General features: G+C 39.9%; 21 protein-coding genes. 11 read left to right on the top strand and 10 right to left on the bottom strand.

The features are described 5' to 3' along the window. Positions 1-25 precede the first annotated feature (25 nt). From ACKWBX_RS07780 to ACKWBX_RS07760, 5 genes are all read left to right on the top strand, one after another. Positions 26-559, top strand: a complete 534-nt coding sequence (locus ACKWBX_RS07780) for a DUF1572 family protein (protein ID WP_413968109.1) — start codon at positions 26-28, stop codon at positions 557-559. Between the two features lie 117 nt (positions 560-676). Further along, a complete protein-coding gene (gene lpdA, locus ACKWBX_RS07775) occupies positions 677-2,068 on the top strand; it encodes a dihydrolipoyl dehydrogenase (RefSeq protein WP_413968108.1) in 1,392 nt (463 codons plus the stop codon). Positions 2,069-2,126: 58 nt separating this feature from the next. Further along, complete coding sequence (locus ACKWBX_RS07770; protein ID WP_413968107.1) at positions 2,127-2,420, top strand: DUF3817 domain-containing protein; 294 nt, start codon at positions 2,127-2,129, stop codon at positions 2,418-2,420. A gap of 425 nt (positions 2,421-2,845) precedes the next feature. After that, on the top strand, positions 2,846-3,550 hold the full coding sequence (locus ACKWBX_RS07765) for a hypothetical protein (protein WP_413968106.1): 705 nt from the start codon (positions 2,846-2,848) through the stop codon (positions 3,548-3,550). After that, positions 3,547-3,849 (top strand): hypothetical protein, encoded by a 303-nt coding sequence (locus ACKWBX_RS07760; protein ID WP_413968105.1) that lies wholly within the window; start codon positions 3,547-3,549, stop codon positions 3,847-3,849. The genes ACKWBX_RS07765 and ACKWBX_RS07760 overlap by 4 nt, the downstream gene beginning before the upstream one ends. Here ACKWBX_RS07760 and ACKWBX_RS07755 read toward each other — a convergent pair. From ACKWBX_RS07755 to ACKWBX_RS07740, 4 genes are all read right to left on the bottom strand, one after another. Next, positions 3,846-5,021, bottom strand: coding sequence for a PQQ-dependent sugar dehydrogenase (locus ACKWBX_RS07755; RefSeq protein ID WP_413968104.1), 1,176 nt, complete (start codon positions 5,019-5,021; stop codon positions 3,846-3,848). The two genes, ACKWBX_RS07760 and ACKWBX_RS07755, sit on opposite strands and share 4 nt — an antisense overlap. A gap of 51 nt (positions 5,022-5,072) precedes the next feature. Further along, a complete protein-coding gene (aroQ, locus tag ACKWBX_RS07750) occupies positions 5,073-5,486 on the bottom strand; it encodes a type II 3-dehydroquinate dehydratase (protein WP_413968103.1) in 414 nt (137 codons plus the stop codon). Between the two features lie 92 nt (positions 5,487-5,578). Further along, positions 5,579-6,097 (bottom strand): hypothetical protein, encoded by a 519-nt coding sequence (locus ACKWBX_RS07745; protein WP_413968102.1) that lies wholly within the window; start codon positions 6,095-6,097, stop codon positions 5,579-5,581. A 199-nt stretch (positions 6,098-6,296) separates the two neighbouring features. Then, a complete protein-coding gene (locus ACKWBX_RS07740; RefSeq protein WP_413968101.1) occupies positions 6,297-6,845 on the bottom strand; it encodes a porin family protein in 549 nt (182 codons plus the stop codon). 130 nt (positions 6,846-6,975) lie between these two features. Between ACKWBX_RS07740 and xerD the strand changes: the two genes are divergently transcribed. Beyond that, positions 6,976-7,872: a site-specific tyrosine recombinase XerD gene (gene xerD / locus ACKWBX_RS07735; protein WP_413968100.1), complete on the top strand. Its 897-nt coding sequence runs from the start codon at positions 6,976-6,978 to the stop codon at positions 7,870-7,872. Here the strand turns inward: xerD and ACKWBX_RS07730 are convergent. Continuing rightward, positions 7,869-8,390: a hypothetical protein gene (locus ACKWBX_RS07730; RefSeq protein WP_413968099.1), complete on the bottom strand. Its 522-nt coding sequence runs from the start codon at positions 8,388-8,390 to the stop codon at positions 7,869-7,871. The genes xerD and ACKWBX_RS07730 overlap by 4 nt on opposite strands. A 284-nt stretch (positions 8,391-8,674) precedes the next feature. On the opposite strand from ACKWBX_RS07730, the gene ACKWBX_RS07725 reads away from it, so the two are divergent. Beyond that, complete coding sequence (locus ACKWBX_RS07725; protein WP_413968098.1) at positions 8,675-10,369, top strand: glycoside hydrolase family 13 protein; 1,695 nt, start codon at positions 8,675-8,677, stop codon at positions 10,367-10,369. A gap of 3 nt (positions 10,370-10,372) precedes the next feature. Here the strand turns inward: ACKWBX_RS07725 and ACKWBX_RS07720 are convergent, their stop codons facing one another. Continuing rightward, entirely contained in the window at positions 10,373-11,665 is a 1,293-nt protein-coding gene (locus ACKWBX_RS07720) for an NAD(P)/FAD-dependent oxidoreductase (RefSeq protein ID WP_413968097.1), read from the bottom strand. 103 nt (positions 11,666-11,768) lie between these two features. Between ACKWBX_RS07720 and ACKWBX_RS07715 the strand changes: the two genes are divergently transcribed. The 3 genes from ACKWBX_RS07715 to ACKWBX_RS07705 all read left to right on the top strand — a co-directional run bounded on the left by ACKWBX_RS07715 (position 11,769) and on the right by ACKWBX_RS07705 (position 14,431). Continuing rightward, the gene (locus ACKWBX_RS07715; RefSeq protein WP_413968096.1) at positions 11,769-13,196 is read left to right on the top strand and encodes an amidohydrolase; all 1,428 of its coding nucleotides are present in this window, start codon (positions 11,769-11,771) and stop codon (positions 13,194-13,196) included. An 88-nt stretch (positions 13,197-13,284) separates the two neighbouring features. Next, on the top strand, positions 13,285-13,779 hold the full coding sequence (locus ACKWBX_RS07710) for an RNA polymerase sigma factor (RefSeq protein ID WP_413968095.1): 495 nt from the start codon (positions 13,285-13,287) through the stop codon (positions 13,777-13,779). 4 nt (positions 13,780-13,783) lie between these two features. Then, entirely contained in the window at positions 13,784-14,431 is a 648-nt protein-coding gene (locus ACKWBX_RS07705) for a hypothetical protein (RefSeq protein WP_413968094.1), read from the top strand. Here ACKWBX_RS07705 and ACKWBX_RS07700 read toward each other — a convergent pair. Together ACKWBX_RS07700 and ACKWBX_RS07695 are read right to left on the bottom strand one after the other, a co-directional pair. After that, the gene (locus ACKWBX_RS07700; protein ID WP_413968093.1) at positions 14,428-15,234 is read right to left on the bottom strand and encodes a lysophospholipid acyltransferase family protein; all 807 of its coding nucleotides are present in this window, start codon (positions 15,232-15,234) and stop codon (positions 14,428-14,430) included. The two genes, ACKWBX_RS07705 and ACKWBX_RS07700, sit on opposite strands and share 4 nt — an antisense overlap. 24 nt (positions 15,235-15,258) lie before the next feature. Next, the gene (locus tag ACKWBX_RS07695) at positions 15,259-15,900 is read right to left on the bottom strand and encodes an NUDIX hydrolase (RefSeq protein WP_413968092.1); all 642 of its coding nucleotides are present in this window, start codon (positions 15,898-15,900) and stop codon (positions 15,259-15,261) included. Here ACKWBX_RS07695 and ACKWBX_RS07690 point away from each other — a divergent pair. After that, entirely contained in the window at positions 15,887-16,612 is a 726-nt protein-coding gene (locus ACKWBX_RS07690) for a peptidylprolyl isomerase (RefSeq protein ID WP_413968091.1), read from the top strand. The genes ACKWBX_RS07695 and ACKWBX_RS07690 overlap by 14 nt on opposite strands. Positions 16,613-16,819: 207 nt before the next feature. Here ACKWBX_RS07690 and ACKWBX_RS07685 read toward each other — a convergent pair whose 3' ends face one another. Beyond that, entirely contained in the window at positions 16,820-17,425 is a 606-nt protein-coding gene (locus tag ACKWBX_RS07685) for a trimeric intracellular cation channel family protein (RefSeq protein ID WP_413968090.1), read from the bottom strand. A 4-nt stretch (positions 17,426-17,429) separates the two neighbouring features. After that, positions 17,430-18,146: an RDD family protein gene (locus ACKWBX_RS07680; protein WP_413968089.1), complete on the bottom strand. Its 717-nt coding sequence runs from the start codon at positions 18,144-18,146 to the stop codon at positions 17,430-17,432. Positions 18,147-18,171 lie beyond the last annotated feature (25 nt).

Raw genomic sequence — 18,171 nt, 5'->3', positions numbered from 1 at the left:
ATTTTTAGGGATATACTTTTACTGCATGGACCGTAAAAATTATTTGGAAAGCGCAATTTTTGAATTTAAGCGATACAAGGCACTTGGGAACAACACTTTCGCACAACTACAAGAAGAAGATTTATACTGGCAGTATAATGATGCCGATAATAGTATTGCTCTCATTGTAAAGCATATGGCCGGAAATATGCTCAGTAGATGGACAAATTTCTTAAACGAGGATGGTGAGAAATCATGGCGAAACCGGGAGGAGGAATTTGTAAATCCGCCTGAAGCAAAAGAAGCTTTGTTATTGCTTTGGGAGAAAGATTGGGATTGCCTTTTTGATGCCTTATCACAAATAGACGATACAAATTTCGAGAAGAAAATCCACATCAGAAATGAGCCACATACTATAATCGAAGCTATAAATCGCCAATTAGCGCATTACGCCAATCACGCCGGACAAATAGTATTGTTGGGGAAAATGATTCGTGGAGAGAAATGGATTTCCCTTTCCGTTCCCAAGGGAGGTTCAAAAGCATTTAACGATAAGATGTTCGGAAAATCTTTAAAATAACAAACAGTTTTCTTTTCGTGCTTTAAATTCTCCCTTCGCATATGGTATTTGTTTAGCCGTTTTGTACTTTTGCACCGCTTTTGAACAACTCTTAATCAAATTCAAAAAACTGAAAATATGGGCAATTTTGATGTTATTGTTTTAGGTAGTGGACCTGGAGGATATGTAACCGCCATTAGAGCATCACAATTGGGCTTGAAAACGGCAATTATCGAAAAAGAAAGTCTTGGTGGCGTTTGCCTGAACTGGGGCTGTATTCCAACGAAAGCATTATTGAAATCAGCTCAGGTTTTTGAATATTTACAACATGCAGGGGACTATGGTTTAAAAGCAGATGGGATAGACAAGGATTTTAATGCAGTCGTAAAAAGAAGTAGAACGGTTGCGGATGGTATGAGCAAGGGAGTTCAATTCTTGATGAAAAAGAACAAGATTGAAGTCATCAACGGTTACGGGACTTTAAAATCCGGAAAAAAGGTTTCCGTAAAAGCGGAAGATGGTTCTGAAACAGAATATAACGGTGACCATATTATTATAGCTACTGGAGCACGAAGTAGAGAATTGCCCAGTTTACCGCAAGACGGTAAAAAAATCATCGGTTATCGCAAAGCGATGACCTTAGAGGAACAACCTAAAAAGTTAATAGTAGTGGGCAGTGGCGCTATAGGTATCGAATTTGCTTATTTCTATAATGCAATGGGTACGGAAGTTACCGTAGTGGAATACTTGCCCAATATCGTTCCGGTAGAAGATGAAGATGTTTCCAAACAACTGGAACGAAGCTTCAAAAAATCAGGCATCAAGATAATGACCTCAGCGGAAGTCATTTCCGTAGATACTTCAGGTGATGGCGTTAAAGCAACGGTAAAAACCGCTAAGGGCGAACAAATTCTGGAAGCGGACGTGGTCTTATCCGCGGTTGGAATCAAAACCAATATAGAAAACATCGGCTTAGAGGATGTTGGCATTGCTACGGATAGGGATAAAATTTTGGTAAACGATTATTACCAAACCAATATTCCAGGATATTATGCTATTGGTGATGTTACTCAAGGACCTGCATTGGCCCATGTAGCTTCTGCCGAAGGTATCCTTTGTGTGGAGAAAATCGCCGGGATGCATGTAGAACCTTTGGATTACGGAAATATTCCCGGTTGTACCTATTGCTCACCGGAAATCGCTTCTGTTGGTTTAACCGAGAAGCAAGCCAAAGAACAAGGATTGGACATCAAAGTGGGTAAATTTCCGTTCTCGGCAAGCGGTAAGGCAAAAGCCTCCGGGGCTTCCGATGGATTTGTAAAAGTGATTTTCGATGCCAAGTACGGAGAATGGTTGGGTTGCCATATGATCGGTGCCGGTGTTACGGATATGATTGCGGAAGCCGTATTAGGAAGAAAACTGGAAACTACGGGACATGAAGTCCTTAAAGCAGTGCATCCACATCCAACTATGAGCGAAGCCGTGATGGAAGCGGTTGCCGATGCCTATGATGAAGTCATACACCTTTAAGCAGAAATTTAAGAAGTTGTATTCGATGCTTCTGATACTTCCAATAAAGCAATAGTTTATGTTAGCACTCTTTAGAATAGTTGCCATACTGGAAGGAATATCATATATAGCACTGTTCGGCATAACGATGCCCTTAAAATATTGGGCAGAAATACCAGAACCTAACAAACCTGTTGGTTATGCACATGGCGGGCTTTTCATTGCTTTTATTGTACTGGCCTTAATTGTTTGCTTTCAAAAAAAATGGGGTATTAAAAGATTTATCATTTTTGGGATAGCCTCCCTTCTTCCTTTCGCTACATTTTATGTGGAAGAAAAATACCTTAGACCGGAAAATACCCAACCTGTTTAGAAATATAAAATTTCTTGAAACCGACTATCCCCGAGGCAAGTCGTAAGGCTATCTGCCTGCGGCCGGCAGGTATCGCAAATTTCATTTTGATCTCAGGACCAAAAACCGAAATTTTATATTTTGCCCCGCCCGAAATTGCAAAAGCCAATTCCGACCTCCCCTTAGGGGAGGTGAATCCGGAAACCCTCAGGCAGAGCCATCGGGAGATATTTTGATTAAATATAATTCTTCCATATACAATCGTAGTATCCCATACTATACGATTGCAATAAATTTTGCGTTTTAGTTGAATGATTTGAAGGTAAGCATCAATATGCATTCAATGTCAAAATACACATACTACGAAAGCATGTTTTTAAATTTCACCGAAAACAGGGTATAAGTTCCTATTGAATATGCCGAATTTCGTATTATAAATACCAACTATGATTTATTACGGACGAGTTGAAAAGTTTGAACAGATTGGGCAAAAGCGAATTCCTGCGAAATGTCCATCTTGCGGTAACTCTGAAGTGCTCGAATTGTTTTTTTATCAAAAAGAAGTCAATTCGGGCTATATTATCAATATGACCAAGAAGGTATCGGGCGTTTTGTACTGTCATCACACCGATACCGAAATACCTCCCGTACAATGGTCCGATAGAATAGTGGATTATTTTGAAACAGAAAAAACAAAGCAGAAACTGCTACCTACAGGTAGAAGATGGAACAAAAAGGCATTCAGAATTTTGGCGATTCTTATGATACCTTTGCTACTACTTTTTTCTGGTGTGTATGTGTATTTTAAGTATATAGACCCTGATGATTTATTGGGTATCCAAGAAGAATATGCCGAAGCAGAAGTAAATGATAAATTAAAGGTGGAGGTGCACTTGTTCGATAATACGGGAGCTACGAAAATGAGCTATTTTAAAGTGAATAAAATCGTTGAGGACACAGTCTATATACAACAACATCGTAGTTCCATTGAAAATATAGATACGTTGAACCTAAAGGCGACCGACTTTACTTCAAAAGTATTTAAAGTTCGATACGATAGCTTTAAAATTGGGTATTTGACCGAATGGAACAGTAGTGACCCACCATTTTCAGGATTCACCAAAAAATTAATTAAAAATACAAACCAATGAGCGAGATGTACACAGGAAAATCGTCAAGAAACCCTAATATGCCCTTCATCTATTACGGTCTTTTGGGTCTGGCATTAATCGGTTTCGGTATTTACGAATATTTTGATATTGCCGCATGGGAGGTTACTACAGACCCAACGGAAGAACATAGTATGCACCTAATTCTATGGGAAATTTATGATTTGGGTGGTAAAAATGCCATTTTAGGCCTTTTTTCGTTATTGGGACTTGGAGGAATCTTCGCCGGATGGCACAAAACCAAAGAGCTTAAAAGGATAAAAGAGGAAGCTATCCATTAAAGGTTTTGATTCTCGACTAACTTGTAAATAACGCCATCAAAACTACAGAAATAGATTTCATTGTCGTTGTCCGTACCAAAAGATGCTATGTTAAGACCGGTTTCGATAATCAATTGATTGTCCAACGGATTTCCTAAGTTGGTACTGAGTGCCCAAATTCGGCCAGAAATAAAATCCCCATAAATGTAGCGTCCGTTGAGGGTAGCTATTTCCGAACCCCTGTAGACATATCCTCCGGTAACGGATTTATCGTTTGTATCATGGTTGTATTCGAAAACCGGTAAAATAGTATTGGCCGGGTCACAAGTCTCCGCATTGAAACAAGAGGTACCTTCTAAAATATTCCACCCATAATTACCTCCTTTTTCTATGATATCTATTTCCTCCAATTCCCCTTGACCTACATCACCGGCCCAAATCCTATTGGTTTGTACATCAAAACTGAACCGCCAAGGATTGCGCAAACCATACGCATAAATTTCACTTCGGGCATTTTCAGTTGCTACAAAAGGATTATCGCTCGGTATTCCGTATTGTAATCCATTCTCGGGATTATCAACATCTATGCGCAGTATTTTACCCAAGAGGTTTTCCAAATTTTGAGCATTCCCTTGCGGGTCTCCACCGGAACCACCATCGCCCGATGCTATATACAGAAAACCGTCCGGACCAAAAGCCAATTGGCCACCATTATGATTGGCAAAAGGCTGCGGAATTCGCAACAGAATCGTTTCACTGGAAGCATCTGCGCTATTTGCATCCGTATCCGAGACTTTAAATCTGGAGAGTACGGAAACATCATCGGACGGAGTGTACATGATATAGAAAAATCCATTGTTTTCATAATCAGGGTGAAAGGCCAAACCCAAAAGTCCTAACTCATCAGAACTGATTATCCTGTTACTTATATCCAAATAACTGTTCGCTTCGGTCACGGTACTATCATTCGGAAAAACCTTTATGGTTCCGCCCTGTTCTGCTATGAATATGCGATTGCTATTGTCATCCGGACTTTGAAAATCCAATGGCCTTGAAAAACTTAGATTCGGAAAGGCATTTACAAGATTTATCGCGTTCTCGGGGATATCCTTTGGTGCTACATCCGTATCATTACTACACGAAAAAAAGAGTATGCCAATAAGGCTCAAAACTGTTAAAGAAAATCTGTTCATAGCTGTGGGGGTTTATACTATGTACGCAAAAAGAATTCCCTTTGGATGTAGTCAGAGGAAGCTCTCAATGGCCAAATCATAACTCTGGAGGCCAAAACCAAGAATTACGCCCTTTGCCCCAGAAGATATGTAGGAAACATGTCTAAAATCCTCTCTTTTGTGTGTGTTGGAAATATGCACCTCGACTACCGGCGTTTTAACACCTTTTATCGCATCCCCTATTCCTACCGAAGTATGCGTGTATGCCGCCGCATTTAAAATAATGCCATCATAGGTAAAACCGGTTTCCTGAATTTTACCAATAAGCTCACCCTCTATGTTAGATTGAAAATACTCAAGGTTCACATTCTTAAATTTCGCCTGCAACTCGGAAAAATAGTCCTCAAAGGTTTTATTTCCGTAAACTTCCGGCTCTCGTTTTCCCAACAGATTAAGATTGGGGCCATTGATGATGATGATACGCATGGCGTAAAAGTACTATTATTTTTAAATCCAAAAAAAGCGATAACCCGGGGGACCATCGCTCTAAAAAATTTATATCGGTATTTTGAAATGTTCTAAAAGAGGATGAGAATCCCCACCAAGGCCGTTGAAAAAGTTACCTCATCGTTTACGGCAAAATAGGAAATGTTCATTTCCGTAGTGCCACGGGTAATATCAAAACCTATGGAAGGCCTGTAATATAGACCGCCATTGTTTCCTTGGTTAAGCCCCACCGCATAGCCAACATCCGCACCAAACTTAAAGCCTTTTTTTGCCGGATAAATCCTAAAGGAACCTCCAACGGGAATAAACTGAAAATTATCTTCTGTCACAATACTGCCACCGCTAGGGAGCACACCTTCTTTTTCTCCAAAGGAGTTCATGTATCCTGTAGCTACCCCTATATCAATTGCCTTGGAAATGCCCCAATGATGGTAGACGTCCAAGCCAAGTGTAAGGCTATAGGCTTCCGAAAAATCCCCAACAACAATTCCGCCATTGATCCCGGCTCTAAAATTGGTTCTATCTACAAATTGCGCTTGGGTAAAAAAACAGGCAGCCACAAAGGCGAAAAGAGTCGTGAAACGTTTCATCTTAAAATATTGGTTTGATATGGTTACAGTACAAACATAACATCTTGACCTTCAAAACTTAATTTTAAGTTGTCAGTTTCCCGGTTACTGTTGTAAAACCCTATATTTTAGTGAGAAATGAAATTATATCCTTTAAAAAATGGCAATAAAAAAGGCGAAAGAATTTCTTTCGCCTTACTTAATAATATTATGGATTTACTTAAAAAAAGTAAATAGCGGAAGCCTGAAATACATTGTTCTTTGAAGAAACGTCTTCTATAGCATTGATAGCACCTGCACTAAATCTTAACTGAAAATAAAAATTATCGTTAAGTCTGTAGCCCGCGCCCACGCCCAATCCAAAATCGATACTATTGGATTCTTCGAAAGCACCGATAGTTCCAAAATTATCTCCGTCTAAGTTATCGGCAAGCAAGAGAGCAAGATATGGTCCTGCTTCCACATACAATTCATCCCAAACATTATACTTGGCCATTACAGGGATAGTCAAATAGGTAAATCTTAAATTATCTTGAAAAATACCATCACTCCCCTGAAAAGAAATCAAGGCCTCCGGCTGTAAAATAATTTTATCGCTAAAAGGAATTTCCAAGGCACCACCTACGTGAAAACCGGGTGTTGCCCCAAAATCGTTTCCTAGACTGGAGACATTCAAACCTGCCTTTGCCCCAAAACGCATATCATCTTGAGCGGACAAGCCGAAAATACCGATTGAAAAAAGAACAATAAATAAACTTAATTTTTTCATTTTATATGTGTGTTACGATTGATGCCGCAAAGATATAAATCTTTACTTGGCAGGTAAACGATACTAGATGCTTTTTATAATATAAAAACGGTCATCCATACATTTATTAACAGAAAATGTATCTTTAATTATGAATTGGAATCAGGCACTTAAAGATTATGGCCATTATTTAAAATTAGAAAGAGGTCTGGCTGAAAATTCCATTAAAAACTACTTATTGGATGTTGAAAAGTTAATTCATTTTTTAAATGATCATAACCTTTCGGAATCTCCGATTCACATTTCAAAAAATACTGTTCAACGTTTTATCTACGAAATGGCCAAAGTTGTAAATCCGCGATCACAGGCCCGTGTCATTTCTGGGCTAAAAAGCTTCTTTGGTTATTTGGTCTTTGAAGATTATAGGGTTGATAATCCGTTAGATTTAATTGAATCCCCAAAAATTGGCAGAAAGCTTCCGGATACACTTTCCCTGACCGAAATCAACACTTTGATAGCAGCTATAGATTTAAGTAAACAGGAGGGAGAGCGAAATAGGGCCATGTTGGAGACTTTATATGGCTGTGGACTCCGCGTTTCGGAATTGATCGGTTTACGACTTTCCGACCTCTATTTTGATGAGGATTTCATAAAAGTTACGGGCAAAGGCGATAAACAACGTTTTGTCCCTATAAGCGCCATCAACAAAAAATATATCAATATTTACAGAAACGAGGTTCGCGTGCATCAAAAAGTACAACAGGAATTTCAGGATATTCTTTTTCTAAACCGAAGGGGAAAACAACTAACCCGAGCCATGGTTTTTACGATTGTAAAAAATCTTGCCAAGGAAATTGAACTAAATAAAAACATCAGCCCCCATACTTTCAGGCATTCTTTTGCGACCCATTTGTTGAAAAATGGTGCGGATTTAAGAGCCATTCAACAAATGTTGGGACATGAGAGCATTACCACAACGGAAGTCTACATGCATGTAGACCGCTCTCATTTAGCGGATGTGCTCCAGAAATTTCACCCCAGAAATTAGAACTTTACTTTGCCGCCTAAAGTCCAAACACTGGGCATATTGATCAAAGGCTCGCCATAAGCTCCCATAGGAGAATTATTGATTTGAAGATTGCTACCTGCTTCCAACATAAAGTTTTTATCCACTTCATATCCTACACCCATAATCAAACCGATTCTTGGCGGTTGGACCTGTAAACCTATATACTTATTCTGGTCGCCTTCCACCTCTGGCCCGCCAAAAACAAATAACTTCTTTGTGAGATAATATTTTAATCTGACATTACCGCGAATACGATTTGCATGGAGATACGTATCATAGAAACCTTGTAGCTCTGCCGCCAACTTACTATTAAACCGATATTCCACCGCAAAACTACTGTGTTCCTCCCCATTTAAAAATATGGGATAGGAAAAACCCGTTATGGACAATCCTGTCTTTACACTATCCGAAGAAACAGGAGGGGTTTCGACAAGCTGCGCAGAAGCGAAAGTAAAAAACAAAGGAAAAGACCAAATGAATATTGATTTGGCAGTCATTGGTTTTGATGATTGAATGAAAAGAAAGGTATATCAAAAAATCAGATCGGCCTACTCCCTTATGACCAGTTTAACGTTAAATCCCTTCTTGAAGTGATAAAAATTTAAAATGTTAAGTCAAAAATAATTTATAGAATTTTTCGCCATTATAACCCCATGGATTACAACTATCCAACGGAATAATATAACCTTCTCGGCTTCTCAAACGTTATAGTTTTTATTAGTGCATTCTAATGTTCATTTTTAGAGTCCAAAATGATATTTTAGCTTAAAACATTACGGAATTGAAAGACTATATGCATAGAAAATGGTGGAAAGAAGGTGTCGTATATCAAATATATCCGCGTAGTTTTCAAGATACCACCGGTAATGGAATTGGTGACCTTCAAGGTATTCGCAAGAGACTGGACTACATAAAAAGCCTGGGGGTAGATATCATTTGGCTTAATCCTATATACCCATCACCAAATGACGACAACGGTTACGACATTAGTGATTACAGAGGCATCATGGCAGCGTTTGGTACTATGGCAGATTTTGACCAACTGCTCAAGGACATGAAACAAAAAGGGTTAAAGCTCATTATGGACCTTGTAGTAAACCATAGCAGTGACGAACATCCTTGGTTCCAAGAATCCAGAAAATCCCGAGACAATAAATACAGAGACTATTACCATTGGTGGCCAGCCGAAAAAGGAACGCCCCCCAAACGCTGGAGCTATTTTGATGTGGAAGGAAACGCATGGAAATATGACAAAACTACAGATGCGTATTACCTGCATTATTTTTCTGAAAAACAGCCCGACTTAAAATGGGAAAACCCAGAGCTCAGAAAAGAGATATATGACTGTATGCGGTTTTGGTTCGACAAAGGCGTTGACGGCTTCCGGATGGATGTGATTTCCTTTATTTCAAAGGATACGGAATATCCTGAACTCCCAGAGCGGTATTGTGGTAATTTTGTCCCCTTTTATGCAGAAGGTCCAAAATTGCACGGATACCTACGGGAGATGAACACGGAAGTTCTTTCAAAATACGATATTATGACCGTTGGCGAAGCCCCAGGAGTAAATCTGGAACAGGCCTTGGACTTTGTGAACGAGGACCGGAAAGAACTGAATATGTTCTTTCATTTTGATTTAATGGCTTTGGACAGGGATGGCAATGAAGTCTTTAAAATGAATGATAAGCCTTGGAAGCTAACCGAATTCAAAAAGATACATAGCCAGTGGAATAACGTTTTTACAGAAAAAGGATGGGGCAGCCTATTTTTGAACAATCATGATTTCCCTAGAAGCGTAAGCCGGTGGGGCAATGACTCCCAACAGCATTGGTATAATTCCGCTACCATGTTACACACCTTCTTATTGACCATGCGTGGCACACCCTATTTTTATTATGGCGAAGAGATAGGTATGACCAATATAAAGTTTGAAAACATAGAAGAGTACAAAGACATCAATACGATAAACCGATACAAAACAATCCAAAACGAAGACGGCGATTTACAGGCATTCTTGGAGAATGAAAAAGAAGCGAGTCGGGACAATGCCAGAACGCCCATGCAATGGGATACTACAGAAAATGCCGGGTTTTCAAAAGTAGTCCCGTGGTTAAAGGTCAATGATAACTATACTCAAGGCATAAGCGTAGCCACTCAAGAAAAAGATGCTAACTCCGTATTGCATTATTTTAGAGCTATGATTCAAGTGCGAAAGAATCATCTTGCACTCGTTTACGGTGACTATGAACTTTTAATACCTGAAAACGAAAAAATTTATGCATATACTCGGACTTTTGAAGACGAACAGTACTTAATTCTATTAAGTTTTTCTATAAATCAGGAGCAGTTGTTCTTGGAACAATTTAGCAATATACATTTGGAACCGGTAATCTCGAATGGCAAAGCCGTTTCTAAGATTAGAGATGGAAAATTCCAGCTAATGCCGTATCAAGCAATTGTTTATAAAGTTAGATAAGTTTTAATCCTTAAACTGACTATAATTTCTTCTGTAAGGTCTTATAATTAAACGTGCCTCACGGTCAAAGCGAACATAATTATAGACCCAATTGATGAACACTACCATTCTATTCCTAAAGCCTATTAGAAAAAATAAGTGCACGAACATCCAAACAAACCAGGCAAAAACTCCCTGAAACCTGATTCTCTTTAAATCACAAACCGCTTTGTTTCTGCCGACCGTTGCCATACTGCCCTTATCAAAATAACTAAATGGCTCCATGGGTTTGCCATCGAGCAGGCGTATTAGATTTTTGCCCAAGTGTTTTCCTTGTTGAATGGCAGGTTGCGCCATCATAGGGTGACCTCTAGGATAATCATCGCTTTGCATGCAGGCAATATCACCTACGGCAAAAATTTCGGGATATCCTTCAACTTGATTGAATTCGTTTACATTAATCCTATTACCGCCCGCAATCAATTCCTTGGCATCCAAACCTTTAATAGTAGCTCCCATCACTCCGGCTGCCCAAACTAAGGTGGCACTTTCAAAAGTGAGGTCTGTTTTAGTGGTCACGGTTTTTCCATCATATCCGGTAACCCGCGTATTTTTCCATACCTGTACACCCAATTTCTCCAAAAATTCTTCGGCCTTTCTAGAGGCCTGTTCGCTCATGGCATCCAAAAGTCTTTCGCCCCCTTGTATCAAATTTATTTGGGCGCGCCGGGTATCCAAATCAGGATAATCCTTAGGCAAAATTCCTTTTTTAATTTCTGCCAATGCTCCCGCCAACTCAACTCCTGTGGGGCCTCCTCCTACGATAACAAAATTCATTAAAGCGGCACGTTCATGATAATCATCCGTAAGTAAAGCTTGCTCAAAATTTTCAAGAATAAGACTTCTAAGGTTCAAGGATTGGGGAATGGATTTCATCGCCATGGCGTTTTTTTCCAATTCCGTATTTCCAAAAAAATTGGTTTTGGAACCCGTAGCGATGACCAAATAATCATAACACAGTTCCCCAATGGTGGTATTCAGGATTTTCTTTTCGGGTATGATTTCTGTAACCTCCGCCAAGCGAAAAAAGAAATTTTCGTAACCTATAAGAACCTTTCGCAAAGGATAGGCAATGGAATCCGGCTCCAATCCTCCCGTGGACACTTGGTACAAAAGGGGTTGGAAGGTATGGTAGTTGTTTTTGTCCAGCAATACGACCTGAACGTCTTTTTTACTTAACTTCTGGGCAAGGGAAATTCCTCCAAAGCCACCGCCAATGATTACGATTCTGGGGGAGCTAGAGCGTGGTATGTTCATAGTCTAAATCTATTTTGTAAAATTAATCAATCGCTTTTCCAATTAAAAAGAATATGGGGTTTTTAGTATATTTATCAACGAACTCTTTAAAGAAAACCTTCAGATGAAAAACCCAATACTATTATCTATTTTTTTATTCGTTTTTACAGGTCAATCCATCGCACAAAAAAAAGTAGATGATGTCATAAAAGCACTCGACGCAAATAGTGAAGTGTATCATACGATAGCCCAAAGCATATGGGATTTGGCTGAAATGGGTTATCAAGAAGAGAAAAGTTCCAAGTTATTACAAAATACCTTAGAAGCTGCGGGCTTTACCATAAAGACCGGTGTAGCGGATATCCCCACCGCCTTCATAGCGGAATACGGGAGCGGCTCCCCGATCATTGCCATTATGGGAGAATACGACGCTTTGCCGGGTCTCTCCCAACAGGCTGTTCCAGAAAAGAAATCGGCCGGAAAAGCGGCCGGCCATGCCTGTGGGCATCACCTTTTTGGTACGGCATCTACAGCTGCCGCTATCGCCACCAAAAATTGGCTTACGGCAAATAAGAAGAACGGAACCATTCGTTTTTATGGAACACCTGCCGAAGAAGGTGGTTCGGGAAAAGTATATATGGTAAGAGCCGGGTTATTTGATGATGTTGATGTGGCACTGCATTGGCATCCCAGTGCGCAAAACGCGGCAAGTGCCGGTGCTGCGTTGGCCAACAAATCGGCTAAATTTAGATTCAACGGAATCTCGGCACATGCCGCAGGTTCACCGGAAAAAGGACGTTCTGCCTTGGATGGTGTCGAGGCCATGAACATGATGGTGAATATGATGCGGGAGCATATTCCACAGGAGGCCAGAATACATTATGTCATTACCGATGGTGGAAAAGCGCCGAACGTGGTTCCCGATTTTGCAGAGGTATATTACTACGCCAGACACAATAAAAGAGATGTTGTCATCGATATTTTTGACCGAATCGTAAAAGCGGCAGAAGGAGCGGCCTTGGGGACCGGAACCAGCATGACTTACGAAATGATCGGGGGTACCCATGAATTGTTGCCCAACCTAACGCTGCAGGAATTAATGCATAATAACCTTTCCAAAATCGGAGGAATAGAATATACCGCAGAGGAAAAAGAATTTGCCGATAAAATTGCCATGAGCCTAGGTTATGAAAAAGCGGATTTGGCCACCGCAAAAAACATCCAACCCTACAAAACGGAGGCAAGAGCTTATGGCTCCACGGATGTGGGTGATGTAAGCTTTAAAGTACCTACCGTTGGGATGGGCACCGCAACTTGGGTTCCCGGAACACCCGCACATAGTTGGCAAGCGGTGGCGGCCGGTGGTACAAGCATTGGTAAAAAGGGAATGATGGTCGCCGCAAAAACACTGACCCTAACAGCTATAGATCTATTCAAGGACCAAAAATTGGTGATGGCCGCACAAAAGGAATTTCAAGAAAAAAGAGGGGCGGATTTTAAATATATTCCACTCCTTGGGGATAGGGCTCCCGCTTTGGATTACAGAAATTAAAAGACCTGCCCAGACCGAAATAATTTCACTTCCGCTGTAACAAAGCAGTATAACTTGCTACTTATTCCGTAAGAACTACCAACCACGAGTGGACAAAGAACTGGAACATCAATTTGTGACGGAATTGCAGAACAATCAAAACATTGTTCACAAAGTCTGTACGCTATATACGAACGACCGTGATTCCCATAACGACTTGTTTCAGGAAATAACGATTCAGCTGTGGAAAGCCTATCCAAAATTTAGGGGAGAGGCCAAATTCAGCACTTGGATGTACAGAGTTGCGCTAAATACTGCAATCACGCTGTACCGAAAATCCAAAAGAAGAATTGACACCCAGGATTATGAATCGGTAATTTTTAAGATAAAGGCCGACGAATATGATGAAACCGAAGAACAACAGTTGAAGTTGATGTACAAAGCTGTAAAACAATTGGGCGATATTGACAAAGCCCTTGTCTTTATGTATTTGGAAGATAAAAATTATACGGAAATAGCGGAAACTTTGGGTATCACAGAGGTAAATGCAAGAGTGAAGATGAACCGTATCAAAACAAAATTAAGAACCATTTTGAATCCTTGAAGTTATGACGGACGAATTGGAATTATTAAAAAAAGACTGGCAGAAAAAGGAAATTGACGTGCCTAAATTGTCCTATTCCGATATACATAAGATGATATGGAAAAAATCATCATCTATTGTTCGTTGGATATTGATTATCAGTATTTTAGAATTTACCATTCCCCACTTATTATATCTATTGCCTTCCATGAGGGAAGGGATGGAAATCTATGATAATCTTGGAATTTCCAAATACCTGTGGATAGCTTCAATCATTACCTACGGTGTGGCCGCTTATTTTATATTTCAGTTTTACAAAAGATTTAAGGAGATATCGGTCTTGGACGACTCTAGGAGTTTAATGAAAAAAATTATAAAGACCCGTAAAACGGTAAAACATTATGTTATTTTCTCACTGTCCATGATTATGGTTACCGTTATCATGATGGTCATCGGTATTTATCTAAACGATAATCTTGTCGGTGCTTTTGATGATATCAAGAATATTGATAAGATTACACCTGAACAACTTAAGATAACGCTCATGCTTACCGTTGGTGTTGGTGGCGTACTTTTAACGCTGTTTATGGGTGGTATCTACTTTTTGCTTTACGGGCTGTTACTGCGAAAATTGAATAAAAACTACGGGGAACTAAAGCGATTGGAAATTTAACCAGAGCGCCATTTACGCTGTTTGTTTTCCTCTTCGTACGCCAATAAATCTTCCTTGGAAATTACTTTTAAAAAAGATGGATGTTGTTCAATGGCATACTCCAACTTTTCAATGATGGCCTCGTTCGTCTCGTTTTCGTAATCTATTTCCAATGGCTCTTTGATGACCATGGATTGAAGGATGCCCTTTTTCTTGACACGTAATCCCTTTTTATCAAAAGAGCGTCTAAAACCATCGATGACCACCGGCACGACCAAAGGTTTATATTTCTTGATGATATGGGCCGTACCTTTTCTTAACGGTTTCCACGGCGTAGTGGTTCCCTGTGGAAAAGTAATGACCCATCCGTCGTCCAAAGCGATTCCAATATTGGTGATATCACTCATTTTTACCTGTCGGTTGACTTCTTTTCCCTCGGAACGCCAAGTACGTTCAACACTAATAGAACCTGCATAGGCCAAGATTTTGGTCAAAAGACTCTTTTTCATGGTTTCTGCCGCAGCAATGTAATACATGTTCAATTTAGGCTGCCAAATGTAACCGATGTTCCTAATGGAATCATCCCGCCCACTTAAGCTTGCATTGAACACATGGAACATGGCCACTACATCCGCAAAATAAGTCTGGTGATTGCTGACGAAAAGTACATTGGTATCCGGTAAGTTTCTGATAATATCGGAACCTTCGATCTCTAATTTATTAAAGCGTTTATAGCGTTGATGGGACAATACCGCCAAAATACGGATAAGCCATTTTTTAAGAAACAGATTATGTCCAAAAGGGTTCTTTTTAAACAATCCCATAAATGCTAAAATAGTAAATAAGCATTACAACACTTGATTCAACAAGGTTTTAATCTCGCTCATCATCATTGCGGTCGCTCCCCAGACGATATAACCGTTTAATTTAAAAGCAGGTACGTCTATTTCCTTTGCGTAGGAGGTGTTCAGTTTTTTAGAAACAATGTTGGCTTCCGACAGGAAATCCGTTAAGGCGACTTCCAAAAGCAGCTCCACTTCCGATTCTTGGCGTATAAAGGGTTTCGGTTCTTTATAAAGGCCGATAAAAGGCGCCACTTCAAAATTACTAGGGGGAATGTACACTTCCGTAAGTTCCCTAATCAACGAAACATCGCCCGGATGTACCCCAACTTCTTCATGGGTCTCCCTGAGTGCGGTAACCGCCAAACTCTCATCTTCCTTTTCCGCTTTTCCACCCGGAAAAGCCACTTGATTGGAATGTACGCCCTTATATGTTTTTCGCAGAATGAACAAAAGGTTGGTCTTTTGTTGTAAATCGGGATAAAATAAAGCCATCACCGCGGCTTTCTTAGCGTTGCTTTTATCAAATTGTGCCGCTGCCAACTCTTTAATCCGCATTTCGGGAGCCATTTTATAGTGCGAAGCTTCGCCCGGTAGGGGCAGATTTTTTATTTTTGAAATTCGTTGCTCAAAAATGTTGAAATCCATGCGTCTGCTTAAATTATGGTCCTTTTTATTCTTTTGCCCACTCTTGTATTGGACTTGCAAAGATAATCCTAACAAACCGGAAAGCGTTAAAACAGAATCTACAATTCAAAAGGACACTATGATTACTGTGGATACCGTGGCAACCGCTCAGGAAGAACAATTTGAGCTTACCGAAGTTAATGCCATAGATTTCTTCTTTGATTACCAAAAAGATTTAAAAGTAGACAAAGTAAAAATCACCACGAGTCTTGGTAGCTTTACCGTTCAATTATACGATAACGTACCGTACCACAAAGCCAATTTTATTTACCTCACGAGAAAGGGATATTTTGACGAGACCCAATTTCATCGAGTGGTAAAGGATTTTATTATACAAGGAGGCAACTCGGACGATCAAAAAACGGCCAAAAAAAGAAGGGAAATTGGCCGATATCTTCTTCCACCGGATACCCGAAAAGGACACAAACATCACAGAGGCACCATCTCAATGCCCAGTAGCGAAATCAATAATCCACATATGTTGGCCTCGCCCTATGAATTTTTCATTGTGGTAACCAAGCCAGGCTCCTATCATTTGGACGGTGATTATACGCCCTTCGGAAGAGTTATAGAAGGAATGGACATTGTTGATAAAATAAATTCCCAACCTGTAGAAAAAGGTGATTGGCCCTCACAGAATATCTATATTGAAAAGGCGGAGGTGGTCGAGTGAATAGTTGAGAGTTGAGAGTTGAGAGTTGAGAGTTGAGAGTTGAGAGTTGAGAGTTGAGAGTTGAGAGTTGAGAGTTGAGAGTTGAGAGTTGAGAGTTGAGAGTTGAGAGTTGAGAGTTGAGAGTTGAGAGTAAGAAACTTATTTTAAAATTATAAACACAAAAAACTTATTACTTAATACTGACTACTGTCTACTAACTACTAACTACTATCTTCTATAAATATTCGGAAGACTAATTTTAAACTTTACGGCGATCAATCGCATGGCAATGATGGAAGAAATACCAAAGACATAAGCGATCTGGGTATCCACAGAAAATTGTATCAAGATAAAATAAACGAGCCCCCCTAGAATACAAACGGTAGCATAGATTTCCTTCCTGAAAATTACCGGAATTTCATTACAAAGAATATCCCGGATAACTCCCCCAAAACTGGCGGTCATGGTTCCCAACGCAATGCACATGATAGGGGAAAGATTGGCAGCAAGGCCTTTTTCAATCCCCACCATGGTATACAAGCCTATACCTATCGTATCGAACAGAAATAGGGATTTACGCAAATGTTTTATTTGATTTATAAATAGAATTGCGATAATGACCGTGATGGTAATCGTAAGAATATAAATAGGCGTTTTCATCCAACCCACGGGTGTATTGCCTATCAATAAGTCACGTAAGGTTCCTCCTCCTACGGCGGTGACAAAGGCAATGATAAATACTCCGAACAAATCCAGCTTCTTTTGCATGGCCACCAATACACCGGAAATGGCAAAAGCGACCGTACCTAAAATATCAATGACCAAGTAGAACATGAACTTATAGCTGTTGTGTATAGTAATTATAGTCCTTTATTACGATATCCACAAAGTCTATAGGTTGTAAATCCGTAGAAATATCCATTACTTTTTGAATACGATCGCTAAGCGAGAGAATCACGTTATGGTTTCCGTTTCTTTTTGCCCCATCGTACAAATCTTTTATGGTTTGCATCTCCCTGTCCTTAAAAACAGTTACTTGCGGAAATACAGGACTATAATCATCCGGCAGTTCCCTAAGAAGAGTGTCTTTGAGGAATACGCGCTTCTTTTCACTTATGACGGTAGTTCCAGCCGCAATATCACCTACACGTTGCCCTTTTCCACGTATTAAAATGGTCAAGACTGCCACTCCGCCTGAACTCAGGGAAACATCCAGAATACGCAATATCCACCGTACAAAATAACTCGCAAAATTGGGTTTTGTTCCATCTATTTTCACTACGCGCAACTGCATGAGATTTTTACCAATGGTCTTACCGTCCATAAACGTTTCTAGCAACACATAATACAAAAACGCGGGCAACCCCACTACCATGTATATGGCCCATTGGTCACCAGGCTCCACATCCAGTGCCAATAATAGCCAGATCATCAACACATAATAAATGACGATTACCAAAGAATCTATAATATAAGCCAACATACGATCTCCCAAGTGGGCGGTGTTTTGGTCTATGCTTATATTTTGAGCGGTTTCTATTTGAAATTGTTCCATTCTTTTGTTTCTTTGGTATAAACCC

Origin of the sequence: Maribacter algae, from assembly GCF_047345745.1 — a bacterium.
GTDB lineage: Bacteria > Bacteroidota > Bacteroidia > Flavobacteriales > Flavobacteriaceae > Maribacter.
The sequence above is the reverse complement of the archived record's forward strand: the minus strand, read 5'-3'. Positions and strand labels throughout refer to the sequence as shown.

Bases quoted from the DNA above. Each gene is read 5' to 3' on its own strand.
- ACKWBX_RS07755 (WP_413968104.1), bottom strand. From the start codon at position 5,021: ATGAACAGATTTTCTTTAACAGTTTTGAGCCTTATTGGCATACTCTTT.
- ACKWBX_RS07740 (WP_413968101.1), bottom strand. From the start codon at position 6,845: ATGAAAAAATTAAGTTTATTTATTGTTCTTTTTTCAATCGGTATTTTC.
- ACKWBX_RS07745 (WP_413968102.1), bottom strand. From the start codon at position 6,097: ATGAAACGTTTCACGACTCTTTTCGCCTTTGTGGCTGCCTGTTTTTTT.
- xerD (WP_413968100.1), top strand. From the start codon at position 6,976: ATGAATTGGAATCAGGCACTTAAAGATTATGGCCATTATTTAAAATTA.
- ACKWBX_RS07715 (WP_413968096.1), top strand. From the start codon at position 11,769: ATGAAAAACCCAATACTATTATCTATTTTTTTATTCGTTTTTACAGGT.
- ACKWBX_RS07780 (WP_413968109.1), top strand. From the start codon at position 26: ATGGACCGTAAAAATTATTTGGAAAGCGCAATTTTTGAATTTAAGCGA.
- ACKWBX_RS07680 (WP_413968089.1), bottom strand. From the start codon at position 18,146: ATGGAACAATTTCAAATAGAAACCGCTCAAAATATAAGCATAGACCAA.
- aroQ (WP_413968103.1), bottom strand. From the start codon at position 5,486: ATGCGTATCATCATCATCAATGGCCCCAATCTTAATCTGTTGGGAAAA.
- ACKWBX_RS07700 (WP_413968093.1), bottom strand. From the start codon at position 15,234: ATGGGATTGTTTAAAAAGAACCCTTTTGGACATAATCTGTTTCTTAAA.
- ACKWBX_RS07685 (WP_413968090.1), bottom strand. From the start codon at position 17,425: ATGTTCTACTTGGTCATTGATATTTTAGGTACGGTCGCTTTTGCCATT.
- ACKWBX_RS07770 (WP_413968107.1), top strand. From the start codon at position 2,127: ATGTTAGCACTCTTTAGAATAGTTGCCATACTGGAAGGAATATCATAT.
- ACKWBX_RS07705 (WP_413968094.1), top strand. From the start codon at position 13,784: ATGACGGACGAATTGGAATTATTAAAAAAAGACTGGCAGAAAAAGGAA.
- ACKWBX_RS07690 (WP_413968091.1), top strand. From the start codon at position 15,887: ATGTTGAAATCCATGCGTCTGCTTAAATTATGGTCCTTTTTATTCTTT.
- ACKWBX_RS07720 (WP_413968097.1), bottom strand. From the start codon at position 11,665: ATGAACATACCACGCTCTAGCTCCCCCAGAATCGTAATCATTGGCGGT.
- ACKWBX_RS07765 (WP_413968106.1), top strand. From the start codon at position 2,846: ATGATTTATTACGGACGAGTTGAAAAGTTTGAACAGATTGGGCAAAAG.
- lpdA (WP_413968108.1), top strand. From the start codon at position 677: ATGGGCAATTTTGATGTTATTGTTTTAGGTAGTGGACCTGGAGGATAT.
- ACKWBX_RS07730 (WP_413968099.1), bottom strand. From the start codon at position 8,390: ATGACTGCCAAATCAATATTCATTTGGTCTTTTCCTTTGTTTTTTACT.
- ACKWBX_RS07760 (WP_413968105.1), top strand. From the start codon at position 3,547: ATGAGCGAGATGTACACAGGAAAATCGTCAAGAAACCCTAATATGCCC.
- ACKWBX_RS07695 (WP_413968092.1), bottom strand. From the start codon at position 15,900: ATGGATTTCAACATTTTTGAGCAACGAATTTCAAAAATAAAAAATCTG.